General features: G+C 61.3%; 15 protein-coding genes and 3 pseudogenes. 6 read left to right on the top strand and 12 right to left on the bottom strand.

What is annotated here, in order from left to right; translation table 11 throughout:
- Window positions 1–103 precede the first annotated feature (103 nt).
- Window positions 104–859, top strand: coding sequence for a hypothetical protein (locus tag V8686_RS12975; protein ID WP_379704781.1), 756 nt, complete (start codon window positions 104–106; stop codon window positions 857–859).
- 244 nt (window positions 860–1,103) lie between these two features.
- On the opposite strand, the gene V8686_RS12970 is transcribed toward V8686_RS12975, so the two are convergent.
- The 3 genes from V8686_RS12970 to V8686_RS12960 form a co-directional block, all read right to left on the bottom strand.
- A complete protein-coding gene (locus tag V8686_RS12970; RefSeq protein WP_379704779.1) occupies window positions 1,104–1,526 on the bottom strand; it encodes a TRAM domain-containing protein in 423 nt (140 codons plus the stop codon).
- Window positions 1,527–1,612: 86 nt separating this feature from the next.
- Window positions 1,613–2,869 (bottom strand): RNA-guided endonuclease InsQ/TnpB family protein, encoded by a 1,257-nt coding sequence (locus V8686_RS12965; RefSeq protein WP_379704777.1) that lies wholly within the window; start codon window positions 2,867–2,869, stop codon window positions 1,613–1,615.
- A gap of 954 nt (window positions 2,870–3,823) precedes the next feature.
- Entirely contained in the window at window positions 3,824–4,375 is a 552-nt protein-coding gene (locus V8686_RS12960; RefSeq protein ID WP_379704775.1) for a hypothetical protein, read from the bottom strand.
- Window positions 4,376–4,513: 138 nt separating this feature from the next.
- Between V8686_RS12960 and V8686_RS12955 the strand changes: the two are divergent.
- Together V8686_RS12955 and V8686_RS12950 are read left to right on the top strand one after the other, a co-directional pair.
- Window positions 4,514–4,973 (top strand): annotated as a pseudogene (locus tag V8686_RS12955) (AAA family ATPase); the annotation flags it as partial.
- Between the two features lie 92 nt (window positions 4,974–5,065).
- Window positions 5,066–5,646, top strand: a pseudogene (locus tag V8686_RS12950) (IS6 family transposase).
- Between the two features lie 79 nt (window positions 5,647–5,725).
- On the opposite strand, the gene V8686_RS12945 reads toward V8686_RS12950, so the two are convergent.
- On the bottom strand, window positions 5,726–6,277 hold the full coding sequence (locus V8686_RS12945; protein ID WP_379704773.1) for a diadenylate cyclase: 552 nt from the start codon (window positions 6,275–6,277) through the stop codon (window positions 5,726–5,728).
- A gap of 400 nt (window positions 6,278–6,677) precedes the next feature.
- Between V8686_RS12945 and V8686_RS12940 the strand changes: the two are divergent.
- Window positions 6,678–7,167, top strand: a pseudogene (locus tag V8686_RS12940) (multicopper oxidase domain-containing protein).
- On the opposite strand, the gene V8686_RS12935 reads toward V8686_RS12940, so the two are convergent.
- Window positions 7,056–7,973, bottom strand: coding sequence for a thiamine-phosphate synthase family protein (locus V8686_RS12935; protein WP_379704771.1), 918 nt, complete (start codon window positions 7,971–7,973; stop codon window positions 7,056–7,058). The pseudogene V8686_RS12940 and the gene V8686_RS12935 sit on opposite strands and share 112 nt — an antisense overlap.
- Before the next feature lie 188 nt (window positions 7,974–8,161).
- Between V8686_RS12935 and V8686_RS12930 the strand changes: the two genes are divergently transcribed.
- A complete protein-coding gene (locus tag V8686_RS12930) occupies window positions 8,162–8,506 on the top strand; it encodes a cupin domain-containing protein (protein WP_379704769.1) in 345 nt (114 codons plus the stop codon).
- Window positions 8,507–8,516: 10 nt separating this feature from the next.
- Window positions 8,517–9,725: a threonine synthase gene (locus V8686_RS12925; protein ID WP_379704767.1), complete on the top strand. Its 1,209-nt coding sequence runs from the start codon at window positions 8,517–8,519 to the stop codon at window positions 9,723–9,725.
- A 37-nt stretch (window positions 9,726–9,762) separates the two neighbouring features.
- Here the strand turns inward: V8686_RS12925 and V8686_RS12920 are convergent, their stop codons facing one another.
- The 7 genes from V8686_RS12920 to V8686_RS12890 all read right to left on the bottom strand — a co-directional run bounded on the left by V8686_RS12920 (window position 9,763) and on the right by V8686_RS12890 (window position 16,822).
- Entirely contained in the window at window positions 9,763–11,199 is a 1,437-nt protein-coding gene (locus tag V8686_RS12920; RefSeq protein ID WP_379704765.1) for a PAS domain S-box protein, read from the bottom strand.
- 338 nt (window positions 11,200–11,537) lie between these two features.
- Entirely contained in the window at window positions 11,538–12,512 is a 975-nt protein-coding gene (locus V8686_RS12915; protein ID WP_379706585.1) for a tyrosine-type recombinase/integrase, read from the bottom strand.
- Window positions 12,513–12,550: 38 nt separating this feature from the next.
- Window positions 12,551–12,931 carry a DUF5805 domain-containing protein gene (locus V8686_RS12910; protein ID WP_379704763.1) on the bottom strand — a complete coding sequence of 127 codons (381 nt, stop codon included), beginning with the start codon at window positions 12,929–12,931 and terminating at the stop codon, window positions 12,551–12,553.
- A gap of 194 nt (window positions 12,932–13,125) precedes the next feature.
- Window positions 13,126–13,821 carry an SOS response-associated peptidase gene (locus tag V8686_RS12905; protein WP_379704761.1) on the bottom strand — a complete coding sequence of 232 codons (696 nt, stop codon included), beginning with the start codon at window positions 13,819–13,821 and terminating at the stop codon, window positions 13,126–13,128.
- Between the two features lie 185 nt (window positions 13,822–14,006).
- Window positions 14,007–14,189, bottom strand: coding sequence for a hypothetical protein (locus V8686_RS12900; RefSeq protein WP_379704759.1), 183 nt, complete (start codon window positions 14,187–14,189; stop codon window positions 14,007–14,009).
- 64 nt (window positions 14,190–14,253) lie between these two features.
- Window positions 14,254–14,424: a hypothetical protein gene (locus V8686_RS12895; protein WP_379706582.1), complete on the bottom strand. Its 171-nt coding sequence runs from the start codon at window positions 14,422–14,424 to the stop codon at window positions 14,254–14,256.
- A gap of 421 nt (window positions 14,425–14,845) precedes the next feature.
- Window positions 14,846–16,822, bottom strand: coding sequence for an SLC13 family permease (locus V8686_RS12890; protein ID WP_379704757.1), 1,977 nt, complete (start codon window positions 16,820–16,822; stop codon window positions 14,846–14,848).
- Between the last annotated feature and the right edge of the window lie 53 nt (window positions 16,823–16,875).

Below are 16,875 nucleotides of genomic sequence, written 5' to 3'. Positions count from 1 at the left end.
AAGATAAAATTTGCACAGGCACCCGACAAACATCGTTAGCATATCGTTCTCTCTGGACAATCGACACTACTCACACAATTCTGATCACTGACCTTATCCAGAGGTGGTTGGCCGGTCAGTCGTTACGCGAATTTCTCTCCGACAAGGGAATGAAGAGTACGACTTCCGGGGGACCCAGACGCTGTGGGCGAAGCCGATCCTGTACTTCCCCGACAGCGAAACGGTCGTTCCGGATACGGGCCAGCGGTATACGCGCCGGCACTACGGACAGGCGACCGACGCCGATCACGAGCGGGCGAACGACCGGGTGCCTATCAGCGAGTGGTGGGCGTCGATCTACGGCGACGTCGAGACGGGAATGGTCGACGTCGACGAAACACTCCGGCGGGCCCGGGCGATCACCTACGATTTCGAGACGCCTCCGTTCTCGGCTGCCGACTGCTACCGATACTGGGGGATTGCCGACACGGATGCCGCTGTCGCGGCTGACCGGGCGACCAGCCTCGCCGATCCCACGTCCCGACCGACGGTGTTCACCCCCCAGCTGTCGTTGCTGATTGCGCTGCTGGAGGAGTACACCGGGCCGTGGGGCTCGAACACCTATCAGGAGTATCCCGAGACTGCCGGAGAACGCCTCCAGAAGCTAGCGATGATGATTCAACTCGCGATGCATGAGCACGACCGGCAGGTCGAGAACCGGCGTGATCGCGTCCTTCCAGATGGACAGCAGACGCTCTCGGATGCGCTGGAAGACATCGTCCAGATCTCGGGTATCGAGGTCGACACCGAGGCCGCGCTCCCGGACAAGGAAGCCCAGCGGCTCCACGACGAAGTCCAGCGGCACCTAGACGACATCTGAGTATCAACATTACTCAGCACGTGACGAGGAGTCGCTTGCGGCTTCGAGGAACGCGCCCGACGTTGTTACCAGCGGAATGAGGGTTACTGAGCTGTGAGTGCAGTTCAACTCTACTGACGATTGCGTGTCGGCAACTTTACGTCATGCTCTGGATATCTGTGTGGAAAGATCACCTGACGACTCATTCGTACAATAACTGTGGATGTCTGTTCACCTCCTACTTTCCACGGCGAAAGCCGAGGGATCACTCGTAGTAACTCAACCGGTCGACAACCTCGGCAAAAGCGACGTTTTGCCGTACATCGGTAATCTCAATTTTGACTCGCTCACTCTCTTTCGTATCGGGGACGATCACGACGAAGCCACGTTCGACTCGCGTGATGCCATCGCCCTGTTCGCCGATGTCCTCAATCTCGACTTCCCGAGTCTCACCGTCTTCGACTGGTGGTTCCGGTGGGTCGCGTTCCTGCTGTGAGTCCGTTTCAGCTTGGTCGCTCTGTTCTGGCTCGCTCTGTGTCGGGGAAGACACGAGTGCGACGCGATATGTTTCCCCTTGCTGTAGGTCACCGAGTTGCAGTTCGCGCTCGGGGACGTCAATGACATACGACCCGTCCTGTTTCTCAATCGAAGCCGAAAACAAACATTCGAGTTCTTCAGAAATTTCCATCAGTTGATCTCTTGGCAGGGTAATAGAGCAGAACACTTGACTCTGCTGTCGTGCCCGTTGCTGTCAACTACCCTACCCTACTTCGCTCACCCTGACGGGTTCGCTCGTGGAGGGTGAGGCTTGTCCATGAACTCGGCCTCGAACCCGTCTGGGTGGGCGGTAAATCCGCCACTCGGCGTCACTGTTCCAGACTTCAGGGCAAGCTGACTGTTGCCCGTCCGCCGAGACGACTGTTGGCCTCGACGGACGTACCGCATCCCGATGTTTTTCGCCGCGTTGTAGTCCGCGTTCGCTTCCGACTCGCACTTCTGACACTGGAAGTCGTTGCGAGTCGGGCGATTCTCGTCTGCTGTAAAGCCGCACTCGGCGCACCGTTTCGACGTGTACGCCGAACCCACTTGTTTAACCGCAATGCCGACTGCTTCGGCCTTGTATTCCACCTGCTCGTACAGCGTTCGGAACGCCCACTTGTGACCCCACGACGCACTCGTTCGGTCACGGATGTAAGTCAAATCCTCGAACGCGATTACGACGCACCTGTATCGGAGTGCTTCATTCACGATGGCGTTCGATGCTCGGTGGAGTACGTCACGGACGTAGCGACGTTCACGGCCACTCGACTGTTCGAGCGTGCGATGGGCACTTCGCGTTCCGGTCTGTTGGAGTCCGGCGCGTACCTTCTCGAACTCACGGAGGTCGTGGGTCAACTCTCGCCCACTGAAAAAGTAGGCGGTGCTGGTGACGGCGAGGTTTTCGATACCGAGGTCAACCCCGAGAACCGTTCCGTCCTCGGCGGTGTTCCGTTCGGTATCGTTCTTGTGTCGGCGGAAGCCGATATGCAAAAAGTAGTCGCCGTCGCGGGCGGTGAGCGTACTTTCTGTGACACTCCACTCGTCGGAGTCAAGATACTGCCGTTGGTAGCCATCGTCGGCGTCAGGGAGAGCAAGGTCACACCGGACGCGACTCTCCGTTGTAGAGAGTGACACTGTATCGTCGTCGAACAGCGTCATCGTCCGGGTGTCATATTTCACCGTTGGTGCGGTGAATGTGGGCTTGCTAATCTTCTTGCCGTTGGACTTGCGTTCGATACAGCCGGTGATAGCTTGGGCGGCTTGGTGAGTGGCGAGGATCGCGTGTTGGCTTCCGAGGTCGGTTTGCTCGCGCACGTCGTCGTAGGCGAGGGGTTGTACGTCGCTCTTGGCGTTGCAGACGTTCCACGCCATATCCGTAGCGATTTGGCAACCACGCTTCCACGCAGAGATGGTTTCCTCAAGCAACTCGCGTTGCTCGTCATCTACCGAGAGGCGAGTGATTGCCGTCCGACGCACATAGTCGTCCGCCACACTTTCAATGTGTATCAGAGGCAGCTTATAAGCAGGTGATTGTCACTGATACGAACGCGCTCCTCCCCTCCCTACTCGCTCCCTTCGGTCGCACCTTGAGGAAGGGGACTCCGCGCTACCGTTTCAGTTGAATTCACCCAGGACTCACGACAGCGTCGCAGGTGGGACACGCCGTCCAGACCAGTCGGTCTCGTCTTTCTCGTCTTCAACCAAGACGTGTGCGACAGAAATATCCTCATCACACTTCGGGCATCGCCCGTGTTCCGAGTATCGTCGGTCATCAGGGGAAGGAAGGGAGCGTGTGACAATTTCCCTTCCAACTGGTTGTCGAGCTATCTTCCGGTGTAAGCTTTGTGCGGACTAGCGCCTGAGACCAGCGTAGTCGCCAAGACTAACTCACTCGCAACTCGATTCCCGGCGATGAGCATCCGGACAGTACTCACTCGACTACTCGGCGATGCCGGGCCGACTATCATAGTCGAGTGCCGTCACTGTGGGACGGCGGTTACTCCCGAAACCGAAACCTGTCCCGAGTGCGACGCGACCGAATTCTGCTGGTACGAGATTCCAGAGTGAATAGTTCCGGTGAGTCCTTGATAGGTAATAATTTCTCAAAGCCGTGCTACAGTGTACCCCACGTCTCTTGCATAGCGTCAGCTAGGACGGGTAACCGTCTGAAAAATCGAGATTGTTGTCCGTCGCTGTGAACGACAGTTGTGTCTCGGTATTACTCCCGGACATTCTCTGTATCTTGCACGCGCCTGCTGACAGTGACTGAGTAGCTTCCGGTGACCATGCTGAATAGAGGGCGCGAATCTCATGCAAAAGACCATCGGGATGGTCTCGATCCCGTTTGTCTCGACGTCCCACAGAACCAGGCAGTGGGCGATCGAGTCGCTGTACTCGCCGCTGTCGGGATGAAAATACAAAATCGGGAAGAAGGGCGCCGAGGCGTTACGCTTCGACGTTGGTGACAGCCTGCTCCGAGACGTCCTGGACTTGGTTTTGCATCTCCTCGAGCTGGTCTTGGAGTTCCTCGGTCTGCGCACCCAGCTCCTCGATAGAGTCGATCACCGGGGCTTCGAGTTCCTCGTGGGCCTCCAGCACCACGTCGATCTGCTCGCCGAGTGCTTCGACGTAGGTGGCGGTCAGGTCGTCGTAGGTGTCAAACCCGTCGTCGACGGACTCGACGATGTTCTCGAAGGCTTCCTGATGGTTTGCCAGCAGCTCTTCGTACTGCTCGTCGACTGTGTCGCGGAGTTCCTCGACAGTCTGCTCGGAGCCGGGAACGCTGGCCTCGATGGTATCGAGAGCAGCGTGGATTACTGTCTGCTGGATGTCGATGGCCTGCTGCTGGGCCGACTGCTGGCTGTCGATGCCGTCGATGACTGCTTCACCGACGCGTTGCTGGAGGTCGACGGTCCGTTCGAGGGCCTGCTGCCCCTGCTCGATCGACTTCCGCTGCAGTTCGAAGGTCGCTGTGACGGGATTCGTGTAGTCTGTCATCGTCTCTACCCAACCAAACGTCCTCTGAACGGTTAAGTATACCGTCTACTACCATCTGCCACCATTCAATACCATTTCGTGGAAATCTACGGTTCGGGTGTTCTTCAGTCATCAGATTCTGTGTCGCGCTCGATAAAGGTCGTCATCCTCGACGAAGTCGACCAACTGGAGGACCCCAGTGTCATCTACGATCTCCACAGCCTCCCGCAGTTCGCAATCATCTGCATCGCGAACAAGGAAGAGGAGCTGTTCAGCCGCGTCGACGACCGCCTCGTGAGTCGGCTCCGCTCCAGCGAGCACGTCCGAATGGACAAGTACCACGACGAGCAGCTGTACGACATCCTGAGTGCTCGCGCGAAGTGGGGCCTCGACGAGCACGTAATCACCGACGACCAGTTCTACCGGATCGCCGACGCGGCCGCCGGCGACGCCCGCCTCGCGATCGGTATCCTCCGGACGGGGGCCAGCAGGGCCGACCGTGAAAATCAGGATCGGATCACTAATGACATCCTCCTGGACGCCGCCGAGGATGCTCGGGCCCAGATCAAGCAGAAGAGCCTCGACTCACTCACCCCGCACCAGCGGGTCGTCCCCTGGGGTGTGCAATCGATCGGCCGCGAGGACATCGATTTCTGGCAGGGTCGTCTCGCGGACGATCTCGTCGATACCGCAACTACTACTCTCGTTTTTGTGGAACGAGAGGCAACACCGCGGCTGTTGGTGACGCTCAGTATTCAGCTTCACCTTGCTGGACGATCACTTTCGAATACTGTCCCTATTCTTGAGGTATTCGGTGTTGAACGGGCACGATCCACCGTCCACAACTGGGTCCACAAAGCCGATTTACAGCCCGAAGAGGATCGAAGCCCGGGTCACGTTGCGGTTGACGAAACGGTGATCCGACTCAACGACGAGCAGTATTGGCTGTACGCCGCGGTCGATCCGGAGACGAACGAATTCTCCACACAACGCGTGAACCGACGAGAACCAACGTTATCGCTCACGCGTTCTTTCGTGAATTACGCGAGCAACACGACGTCGACGACGCCGTGTTGCTCGTCGATGGCGCGACACCACTGAACGACGCCTGCCGTCGCCACGGCCTCGATTTCAGATACGAACGTCACGGAAATCGGAACAGCGTCGAACGTGTCTTTTGCGAGGTAAAACGAAGAACTACCAGTTTCTCCAACTGTTTTAGCAATGCCGAAGCAGAAACTGCAAACGAGTGGCTTCGATCGTTCGCCGTCGCAGGGAAGCAACTACTCTGAACAGGACCCTGGTGGGGGGTCCCGGTAGTGAGTGGCCAGTGATCGGACGGACGGTTCGTCACTGTCGAGTCGTTCCGGATCAGTCCGTCGGACGCCACTCACCCCCTAGTTCGTGGCGCTGGTAGTCCTCGTACCCGCCATCTTGGAACACAGACATACGTCCGTCCTCCTCGCTGAGTGTGATCGCGGCCACCACTTCCGCACGAACCGAAACCTCGATGGCGCTCAAGTGTTTCGTCCCCATCCAGTCGGCGTAGTCAATCGTCGTGTTATCCTCGACGCTACTCTGACTTTTGACTCGAACCATCTGGCCTTGGATGGTGCCGTCAGTGCTGATGATAACCGCCCCATCGCGTGTGAACCCAACCGTGCGTGCCGCCTCGACGAAACTATCGAGGTCCTCCGACACGACCCGACAGGAGTCGGTCGGCCACGTGTTCTCGCCCAACGAATCAGCGTACGACCCGGAGTGAACACCGGTCACGATCACGAAATACAATCCCGGTCCGCGCACGTACTCTTCGTCCCACCGATCGAAGCCGAGGCTGATACTCTCGACCGCATACTTGAGAAAGTCGATGAGTTTCGTCACTGTCGTGTATTCGACCCGCAGTGGATCCAGATCTGTCATCGGAGTTCTTACTCAACTGTCGTAGTTCCGACGTAATAAGAGCGGACGGTCACGAACTCTCGGCCGAGCGGACGTCTCCCCGTCGCGGATGTGTGGAAGGGTTCCCGCTTCGGTGTCGTCTGCACTTCTACGACGATTCGGGGATCTCGCGCCAACTCCTCGGGTACCAGAGTGCGCCGCGCGGACTCACGTCCCTTGCGACCGGCGTGGTGACGATCACCTGGGCATACGTACCTCCTCGTCGCGCTCGCGGGCTGTGCCGATCAGCGACCGGGCACCGACGATGGTGGGGGTCGTGCGGTGAGGCCCCGCCCGACAGTCACGGCCGAGCCAGGGCAGCCGTCGGTCTCACCACGGGGACCGCGACGATTCGACCAGCACCCGATACGTCGTCGACCAACTGCTGTGCGAGGGTCAATTCCCGGGACCGGAGCTACGCGTTCAGGAAGGAGACGTACTCGGCGTCGACTTGACCAACAGCCGTCGAGAGGAGACGGCGATTCACTGGCACGGAGTCCCCCGTCCCGACTCCGGTCGATGGGGTGCCGAACGGAACACAAGACTCGATCGCCCCCGACGAGACGTTCACGTACACGTTCGTGCCGAACCCGCCTACTGGGACGTACAAACGTCTCCTGGCCTTCCCGAGCGGCTGGTTACTAACGAAAGGACCGCGTTTCGTCTACTCGTCTATTCGGTCAAACCCACGCACTATTCCCCTCCACCCGGTGTCGTCTCCACTCACGAGCGATGGCCGTTTTCTATCGCATCATGCGATTTACGTCTCCTCGGCCCGCGCGACGAGGTCCGTCGCCCGGGCGACGGCTTCGACGGCGCTCCCACCGAGGACGTACGTGATCGGTTCGATGCCGAAGGCTCCCTCGTGGTAGAGGACCTGTGGCACCCCCGATTCGAAGAGCGACGCCAACCGCGCCCGGCGGTCCTCGTAGTCGGCGTCGAACGCTGCCACCTCGAACGGTTCCGGAACTGCGGCGAGGAGGGCGTCGCTCGTAGCGAGGTTGACCCCTCCACGGATCGAGGGATCGGCGGCCGTCGCGGCGAGCAGCGTCGTCGCCACGTGGTGGGAGGCACCGAACTCCGGATTCGCCGGCACGTTGACCCCATCGCGCATGGCGTGGATGCGTCCAGGGACGGCCGCCACGTCCGTCTCCTCGGCCGCCTGTGGGAGCGTCATCGCCACGTTCGTCCCGACGTTGGGCACGTGGGCCGCCACCCCTGGCGCGTTGGCGAAGGTTCTGACCGCCCGTCGGACGTTCGAGAGCACCTCGCGTTCCGCCTGGACTGCACGGTCACGCCCGCGTACACACAGATCACAGCCCATCCCCTCCAGGGCAGGCATCTCCTCCTCGTGGAGCGCACAGATCGGGCCGCGGTCCTCGAAATCCCGCACGAGTTCCAGCAGTTCGGCGAGGGCCTCGTAGTCGTCCATTCGCCCCGTCTCGAATCCTTCGGCGATCCGTTCGACCGTCGCCTGCATCCGCGGATGTTCGGCGAAGCGCTCCTCTCCCCCGCGCTCCCCGGAGAGATACCCGCTCACGGCCGCCTGCGATACGCCGAGACGACTCGCGATTTCGCGCTGGGCGAACCCGCGAGCCGCGAGTTCCGCTGCGAGCATCGACCGAACTGTCGGCAGAAACCGCTCGACGACGATCTGACTCGGTAACTGCACCGTCACGGTTTCACCGTCCGTACGCGTCCCATACGCTCATCTCGGCGTGGCGCGGTTTATATGGTCGTCCTCGGGGTCGGTGGCGTGACCCGAGCCCCCGGAAGGCGGGGGGAGCCGTTCGCCGGCGCCGACGGTGGAGAGCACCCTGTTAGCAGTTCCAAATGTTTTAGATGGCTCCCGCTGAGGGGGATACCATGCACCCCGTCTCGTTCGACGACGCGGAAACCTACGAACCGGACGAAGGCTGGCAGCGCGTGTCCATGGCCGGCAGTGACGCCTTCTCCTTCGAGTGGTTCGAGAAGCCGCCGGGCCACTCCTCGCCGATGCACGATCACGAGAACGAGCAGGTCTGTCTGGTCCTGCAGGGCGAGATGACCGTCTACACCGAGGACGACGAGGTGACCCTCGGGCAGTGGGACTCCGTTCACCTGGAGTCTTGGGAAGCCCACCGCGTCGAGAACACGGGCGACGAGACGGCCGTCGGACTCGACGTCTTCTCCCCGGGTCGCTCGTTCGACTTCTGGACCGACCGCGAGTGAGGGCGCGGTCGTGACCGACAGTTTGCGGTGTTATCGGTGTCGCGAGTCGTCTCCCCGGTCGGCTGGCGCACGCTGTGCCTGCGGCGAAGCGCTCTGGTTCGACGTGGATGCCGACGATTTCGACCCCGGTGGTCACGCCGACCGTTCGGGAATCGGTCGATATCTCGACTTGCTCCCGGTCGACGACCTTCGTGGCTTGGCGAGCGCCGCGGGCGGGACGCCGCTGATCCGCACCGACCGCCTCGACGACTTCGCGGGGTGTCGCACCTGGGTGAAAGACGAGGGCGAACATCCGACCGGGAGTTTCAAGGACCGCGGCAGCGCCGTCGGCGTCGCCGACGCCCTCGCCCGGGGCTGTTCGGCGGTCGGCACCGTCTCTCACGGTAACATGGCGATGAGCGTGGCGGCCCACGCGGCGGCGGTCGACCTGGACTGTGCAGTTCTCGTCCCAGCGGACATCCCGAGCGAACGACTCGCGATCATCGATCAGTACGGTCCGGAGATTCTGCGGATCGACGGCGACTACGGTCGTCTCTACGAGGAGTCGCTCCGGGTCGGCAACGATCTGGGAATCGAGTTCCTCAACTCCGACGTGCCCTTGCGCGTCGCGGGCCAGAAGACGACCACTCTCGAACTCGTCGACGCCTTCCGTCCTTCGGCACCGGACGCCGTCGTGATGCCAATCAGCAGCGGTGGGCACGCCAGCGGCGCGTGGAAGGCGCTCCGGGACCTGCGGGACTGTGGGGCGCTCCCGTCGACGCCGAAGCTCTGTTTCGTTCAGGCGGCGGCGTGTGATCCCGTCGCGACTGCCTTCCGGAACGGATCGGAGACGGTGTCACCGGCCACGGGTGGGGAGACCATCGCGTACTCCATCGCCAACGCCGACCCGCCGAGCGGGACCCGTGCGCTCGCGGCCGCCCGAGCCACCGACGGCGCCGTCGTGAGCGTCGACGACGACGAGATCCGGGACGCGAAGGCGCGACTCGCCCGTGATGCAGGACTCTGCGTCGAGACGGCGTCGGCGACGACACTCGCGGGGACGCGCCGTCTCGTCGCCGAGGGCGTCCTCGCCCCGGACGACCGGGTTGCCCTCGTCGCCACCGGTTCAGGATTCAAGGAGTCGACGGTGACGGGTGGCGAGAGGGCAACGGCAGTGCCACTGGCGGATCTGGACGCGACACTCGCCGCGCGGTTCGGTTACTGGGGTGACGAGAGTTGAGGCCGCTCTTCGCAGTGCATAGGCAACCGGCTGGACATCACACGAACTCTCCCTGTTTCCCCATCTCGAACTCAAATCGTGCTCCACCATCAGTTCCATCGGTTACAGACAGCTCCCAGCCATGGGCTTCCACGATTCGTTTTATGATAGTCAACCCGAAACCAGTACCACCACGTGCCGACGAATGCCCCGGTTCGAACACCGATTCACGCTTTTCGACTGGAATTCCTGTCCCGTCGTCTTCGACGTAGATTCCCTTTTTACCGTGACATCCGACTCGGACGGTCACGTCGGACCCACCGTGTTCAACGGCGTTCCGGAACAGGTTCTCGAAAACGTGCCGTAGCCGGTCGTGGTCGCCTTGGAACGTCATCTCGTCGATGACCTCGATGGTTGCGTCATCCGTATCTACTGTCGCCCAGCACTTCCCGACGAGATCGGTCACGCTGATCGACTCGGTTTCGCTTATCGTGTCGCCTTGGCGAGCAAGCGTCAACGTGTCTTCAACGATCGCTTCCATCCGGTCGAGTGCCTGCAGGAGTGGATCAAGATGATCGCTTTCTGCCTGCTCGGCAAGGAGCGTGGCACGACCCTGTGCGACGTTGAGCGGATTGCGTAAATCGTGCGAAATAACGCTCGCAAACTCTTCGAGGAGTTCGTTCTGCTGATGTAACTGCCGCTCCCGTTCGACGCGATCGGTCACGTTCCGAGTGACTCCAACGAGGCGTGTTATCTCAGCATCGGAGAGTACCGGGGCAAGCTTCGTTTGCCAGAACCGTGCTCCGTCGCCGACTCGGAGTTCCTCTTGGTACGAGATAGGTTCGCCGGCGTTGACACAGCGGTGATAGTTCGCTTCTAACTCGGACCCCTGCTTCTCACCGAACACATCTCGTGGTGTCCGGCCCTGCACATCCTCTGTCGTAATTCCGGTTTGGCGCTCGTAGGAGGGACTGAGGCGTTCAAATCCAAATTGTACACTGTCCCCACCTTCTTCGACATTGACGAGAAAGATGGCATCCTCCACGTTGTTCAAGAGGGCTTCGTACTCTTCGGCGAGCTCCTGGGCTTCGAGCTCGTACTCCTTTCTCTCAGTGATATCCCGACTGCTGAGGAGAATCCCATCGATGATGCCGTCGTCGAGTCGGTTCCGCATTGTGGCCTCGATCCAGCGCCACGAGCCGTCGGCGTGGCGGAATCGGACTTCGACAGTCTCGGGTTCAGAAGGGTCCGATAGAACGGCCTCCAGCGCGTCGGCGTTTCGTTCCCGGTCCTCGGGATGGACGAACTCGTATCCCTCGTGGCCAACCAATTCGTCGGGGTCGTAGCCGAGAACCCGTGTGACGGCCGGACTGACGTAGGTTATCGTCCCGTCAGTCTCGACGACTGTTGCGAGATCGTTTACCTCCTCAACGAGCGTCCGATACAGGTCAGACCCGTATTCGTGCTGCTCCTGGAGAGTCGTATCGTCTCCCATTGGTCGTAAGCTCATGGAAAACGGCTCCGAGCCCAAATAAAGGGTATCGAATCAACCTTATTGGGGCTCGTCAAAATACCACAAGCTGGGTGCCGACTCTCGCCCGCCGTACGGCGAATGAACGGGATTCTCTGCCGTCGTTCGACAGTCCGACCCACGATATCCGGACACTTTCGCAAATCTGGTTCAGACACGACCGTCACGAATCGGTCGCTCTCTTCGTTTGCTCACTCCCGCTCGCGTATTTCAAATCCGCTAAACCCGCTATAGTCTCAACGTCCAAACGCGATATTTTGATATAGCGATATACAGTTTATCTGTTGTGGCGTCGACGGCGATCATGTCATTTTGTATATATTAGTTTCGTAGGTTTCCCGCACGCGGTCCCCCCAGTCGTGAGTGTAGGTGTCGATGACGTCGCTCGCGACGTCGCCACGGAGATACTTGACGATACCACGGTCACCCGTCCGGTCCCGGAGGTGGGTCGTGAAGAAGTGTCTGAAGTAGTGGGGCGTCACGTTCTCTTCGGCGCCGCCACCGTCGCGGTGCCACCCCCGGTTGCTGGCGTGAGTCTCGACGGTGTGGTGAACGATGTGTGGCGTCACGCGCCGTCCCCAGCTATCGCCGGTACTCAAAAACAGGGGGTCGGCGCGGGAGACCGGATCCGGGCGGACGGCTAGCCACCGTACGAGCGCCCGCCGGAGCTCCTCGTCGACCGGAATCACCGTCGCCCGCTTGCGCTTGTTGGCGGCCGTCCGGCGTTCGCCCTCGGTCACGTCGCCGACGGCGCGGTCCGAGGCGACGAACAGAGCGTTTCCGCGGCCGTCGAGTTGCGGCCGGATCGACACGTCGAGTGTCTCGCGAGTCTCCGGGATCGAAAGGTCCCGCAGATCCAGATTACACAGTTCACCAACCCGGATACCGGTCTTCAGCATCGTCACGATGAGGCTCCGGTCGAGGGGATGCTCGATCCCCGCGACGAACTCCCGCATCTCGGGGACAGTGATCTCTCGTCGCGTCGGGTCGGTGTTGATCCGTTCGTCCATCTCCTCGGCGACGAGGGTCATCGGGTTGCTGTCGAACGTGCCAACCTGCGTCATGTACGCGTAGAACCGGTGGAGATAGGCCGCGTAGGTAGCGACGGTGCTCTCGGCGACGGTTCCACGCAACTGGTGAATCCAGGCCATGCAATCCCGGTGCTCGGCCGTTGCGGGGGTGTCGACGCCACGGTCGGTGTCGAGAAACGTCTCGAAGTCCCGCAACACGCGCTCGTAGGCCGTTCGCGTCCGGTCGGTCTTCCCGTGGAACGTCATGTCCTGCAGGAAGTATCCCACGGGGTCGTCGACGTCGCTCACGAGTCCTCCACTAGCGTGTACCCGCCCGCCCGCCCGCTGTACTGGACGACGTTCGCCTCCTGGAGGTCGGCGAGCGTCTCCTCCAACCGGTCTTCCACGTCCTCGGTCACCGCCGCGAGCAGGTCGTCCCACGAACGGTGGTCTTCCGGGTCGAGGGCACCTTTCACCTGGGGTTCGAGTCCCGAACTTACCTCTTCTCCGCCTTTCACGGAATCGGCCGGTTCGGGCACCTCGAAGTCCCGACGACCGGCCTGTACCATCGTCCGGACGAACTCGCTCTGACTCATCCCCAGACGGTCCGCGTGTTCGCGCCAGCGTTCCTTCTGGTACGGCGGGACGTACGTCTTCACCGCGACGCTGTCGGCATCGTCTCCCATACTCCCCCGTGGACTGCCTGCCCCTTCAAAGTGGGGCCATCAGTAGAAATAAAGGCCCTTATTTGTGCTACTGGGCCCTCCACAGCGCCCCAGCTTGCAGATTATCTGTGTTTGTAGGCCCGATATTTGGCCCATGATAGGCCCGTTCCCACAAATACAATTTTTCCGGACGGCGTGTGTTCGCACACGTCACACTACGCCTCTACCGGTTCCACGAGGTCCGCCGAGTCGTTTCGCGGGTCGTTCACTCGGGTCGAGACTGGGTAAGCAGTCATCTCCTCGGCCGGGTACGGCTTCAGTAGTTCCGCGGCGTCCCCGGCGGATCCGTGGAGCCACGTCGACTCCGCCTCCGGGCCGAGGACGACGGCCATACGGTGGTGCAGGTCGGCGACGAGTTCGTTCGGCTCCGTCGTCACGATGGCGAACGACTCGACCGGCTCCGGGTCGGTCGACACGTCTCCGCCGCCGAACTCCCCCAGTCCGGTTTGACGGGATGGCGGCTCCCACCGTGACCAGATGCCGGCCATCGCGAACGGCCGGTCGTCCTCGAAGGCCACCCGGTACGGTTGCTTTCCCGCCGAGCGGTCCACCCACTCGTAGAACCCGTCCGCCGGCACGAGACAGCGGCGCTGCTCGAATGAGTCAACGAAACTCGGCTTCTCGCTCAGCGTCTCCGCACGGGCGTTGATCAGGTCCGTCGACGCCTCGTCGGCCCACGGAGGAATCAGGCCCCACTGCTGACCCTGTAGCTGGTCCGGCTCCGCACCGGTCACGACCGGCAGCGACTGCCCTGGCGTACAGTTGTACCGCGGCTCCAGATCCGGTACCGTCGTCCCGAAGCGCGCCGCCAACTTCTCGGCCGGAGTGAACAGGGTGTACCGTCCGCACATGGCTTCCGATTGGGCCAAGGTGGGCATAAACCGACCGACCGCGGGAACATGACATCCCGCTGACTTTCGCCGGCGCGTTTGTACGGCGACGGATAAACTGTATATCGCTATATAGAGTTGGTCCGGTGCTGTCGTTAGACCGGCTGTCTCAATGCTTACGACTCAAACCCCGTCTGCTCGGTACTTCAGAGTTGGTCGATCGGCTTGTTGATTATCTCGAAGACTTCGCTCGCCCGGTAGAACCGGTTCCGCTTTTTGCCGGTGAGTTCTTCGAGCTGTCCGATCGGTCGGTTGGCCGTACTGTACTCGACATCCAGCCACTCGGCCACCGTATTCACGTCGAGGTACGGCTCTTCGAAGACCCGCATGACTACTTCTAGGACGTTCTCAGACCGCTCGCTCTGGTAGCGCTGTTGATAGTCTACACGGGGATCAATTAGCAAGTTTGCACGCTGGGGGCCTCATCTGCCCGACGTACTCTGAACGTCGTGCATTGACATACGAACTCAGATAGAGATGCGGTTCGGGCAAGAGACCCTCACGTTGCAGGAGGAGACTGATCGACAACCGCCCGAGCCCATTCCCATCGAGAAACGGGTGAATCGTCTCAAACTGATAGTGAATCAGTCCGAGGCCAGCGCGAACTTCTGGGTGGCAACACCATCGGTGGTCCCAGAAAATCAGCGAGATGGTTGATAATACGACAGAACGACCGTTCGTGAGCCAATCTGAATCAGAGTCTGCGTTCTGATTCGTTCGATACCATGCATTAGAGTCCCGATAAACCCGGTGTAGTCTCGACTGCCCGGGCCGGGGTAGCTGTCACCGTTTCGGAACGATCCTCCGTCGACTCGCGGTCGAGGACCGTCTCGACTGTAACGGATTACCCGTCCGTACGGCTCTCAGTCCCGTGTTGACTGCCGGGCGTCACCGGCAAAATCTCCCATTGTCGTGTGAGGGATTCATAGGAGGCGACTGCAGCACACGACTCCCGATGCCTGTACTGATCGGAGTCTTGGTGTCGTCACAGCCCCCAGAAGAACGCGATGCCGGCCGTCGTGACGACGGTCAGGATAAGCTGTAGCGGTGCCCCGACGCGGGCGAAGTCGGTGAACTTGTACCCGCCGGGGCCGTAGACCATGAGATTCGTCTGGTAGCCGACGGGGCTGAGTAGCGGCGTGCTGGCGGCGAACGTCACCGCGAGAGCGAACGCGAAGGTGTTGACACCGAGTTGACCAGCGACCTCCACGGCGATGGGGAGCATCAACACGATACTGGCATTGTTGCTCATCATCTCCGTGATGATCGCGGTCCCCAGGTAAAAGGCCGCGAGCATCGCGAGCGGCGGCAGCACGGTCCCCTCGGTGGCGATTCCCGCCGCGATCAGATCCGCCGTGCCGGACGCTTCGAACGCGATCCCCAAGGGAATGACGCCGGCCAGCAGGAAGATCACGTCCCAGTCGACGGCCTCGTAGGCGTCTGCGGGTCGGAGAATCCCAGAAAAGAGCATCGCGACGACGCCGGTGAGCGCGCTGACCATGATCGGGAGATATTCGAGCGCGGCCAGGCCGACGACGCCGGCGACGATGCCCAGTGCGATGGGAATCCGTGTCCGGTCGAACTCCTCCCAGCGTCCGTCACTGGAGACGACGATGTTGCTGTCATCCCGGAGTCGGTCGAGAACGTCCTCGCTCGTCTGGACGAGCAACACGTCACCGCCCTGCAGGCGCACGTCCCGGAGGCGCTGTCGAATCACTTCGTTCCCCCGGCGGACGGCAAGCACGGTCGCGTCGTAGTCACGCTCGAATCCGGCAACGCCGTTCCGTCTGTTCAACCACGCCCCGGGGAGCAACACGATCTCCGTGAGCGAAATTTCGTCCCCGACGTCACTCGCTTTTTCGGTGCCCTCGTCGCCGTTCGTGTCCGGATCGGACGTCTCACACGGTTGATTCCACGCGTGGTCTTCGGGCAGGAATCCCTCGGGGAGCAGTTCGTCCCCGTCCGCCGCGGTGTCGAGGAGTTCCGGCAGGAAATCGAGGTGTTCGTCCCCGATGACCTGTTCGAGCGTCTCCTGGCTCGCTCTGACCGAGAGGACGTCGCCGGCGCGGATTCGCTCGCTGGAAAGGCCGCGCACGATGCTGCGGCCGTCGCGAACGATCTGGAACACGTCCAAATCGAGCTCGCCGCGTCGTACCTCTCGGACTCGTGAGCCGACGAGATCGGAGTTCTCGGCGACGACGAGGTCGGTGAGGTAGTCGGCCATGCCGAACTGGTCCGTAGGGGTCCCTTCGGCGGTGATCCGGGCTGGCGTGAGATACCGACCGACCGTCAGGAGGTACAGTATACCGACGGCCAGCACCACGGCACCGAGCTGCGTGAACTCGAACAGCGAGAACGGTTCCGCGGTCGGGCCGCCGACCTGCGCCCAGATCTGGCTCGCGAGCAGGTTCGTCGACGTGCCGATGACGGTGAGCATCCCGCCCAGCATCGCGGCGAAGGAGAGCGGGATGAGCAGCTTCGACGGCGAGGTGCCGGTCTTCCGGGCGAGGTCCGTGACGGCGGGGATCAGCACGGCGACGATGGGCGTGTTGTTGACGAAGCCCGCCGACGGGCCAGCCAGCCCGACCGTCGCGAGGAGTTGGCGGAACTCGCTGTCGCCCGCGAACGTCTCCATCTTTCGCGTGAGTATCTGAATGACGCCGGTCTGTCGCACCCCCTCGCTGAGGATGAACATCGCCAGCACCGTGAGTGTCGCGGGATTCGAAAAGCCCGACACCCCCTCCTCGGGGGAGACTCCGGTCCAGGGACCGAGCAGGATCAACACGACCATCAGGGCGATCGCGGTGGTGTCGATCGAAACCGGCTGGAAGATGAACAAAACGAGCGCGACGACGACGACTCCAAGAACCACGAGTACGTCGACGGAAACCGGCAGCTGCACGGGAAGCTGCTGGAGGAGTGCTAGCGGCGCCAGTACGGGGGCGTGCAGTGCGGTCGTCACAACCCAACCGGGAGTAAATTCTTGTGGATCCGACATAGTAGTACGGTTCTCGC

The sequence above is a fragment of the Haloplanus litoreus genome, from assembly GCF_045690335.1.
GTDB classification, from domain to species: domain Archaea; phylum Halobacteriota; class Halobacteria; order Halobacteriales; family Haloferacaceae; genus Haloplanus; species Haloplanus litoreus.
The sequence above is the reverse complement of the archived record's forward strand: the minus strand, read 5'-3'. Positions and strand labels throughout refer to the sequence as shown.

Coding starts and splice junctions, on each gene's coding strand:
- V8686_RS12900 (WP_379704759.1), bottom strand. CDS start 14,189: ATGCGGGTCTTCGAAGAGCCGTACCTCGACGTGAATACGGTGGCCGAG.
- V8686_RS12960 (WP_379704775.1), bottom strand. CDS start 4,375: ATGACAGACTACACGAATCCCGTCACAGCGACCTTCGAACTGCAGCGG.
- V8686_RS12970 (WP_379704779.1), bottom strand. CDS start 1,526: ATGGAAATTTCTGAAGAACTCGAATGTTTGTTTTCGGCTTCGATTGAG.
- V8686_RS12945 (WP_379704773.1), bottom strand. CDS start 6,277: ATGACAGATCTGGATCCACTGCGGGTCGAATACACGACAGTGACGAAA.
- V8686_RS12910 (WP_379704763.1), bottom strand. CDS start 12,931: ATGGGAGACGATGCCGACAGCGTCGCGGTGAAGACGTACGTCCCGCCG.
- V8686_RS12920 (WP_379704765.1), bottom strand. CDS start 11,199: ATGGGAGACGATACGACTCTCCAGGAGCAGCACGAATACGGGTCTGAC.
- V8686_RS12905 (WP_379704761.1), bottom strand. CDS start 13,821: ATGTGCGGACGGTACACCCTGTTCACTCCGGCCGAGAAGTTGGCGGCG.
- V8686_RS12930 (WP_379704769.1), top strand. CDS start 8,162: ATGCACCCCGTCTCGTTCGACGACGCGGAAACCTACGAACCGGACGAA.
- V8686_RS12915 (WP_379706585.1), bottom strand. CDS start 12,512: ATGACGTTCCACGGGAAGACCGACCGGACGCGAACGGCCTACGAGCGC.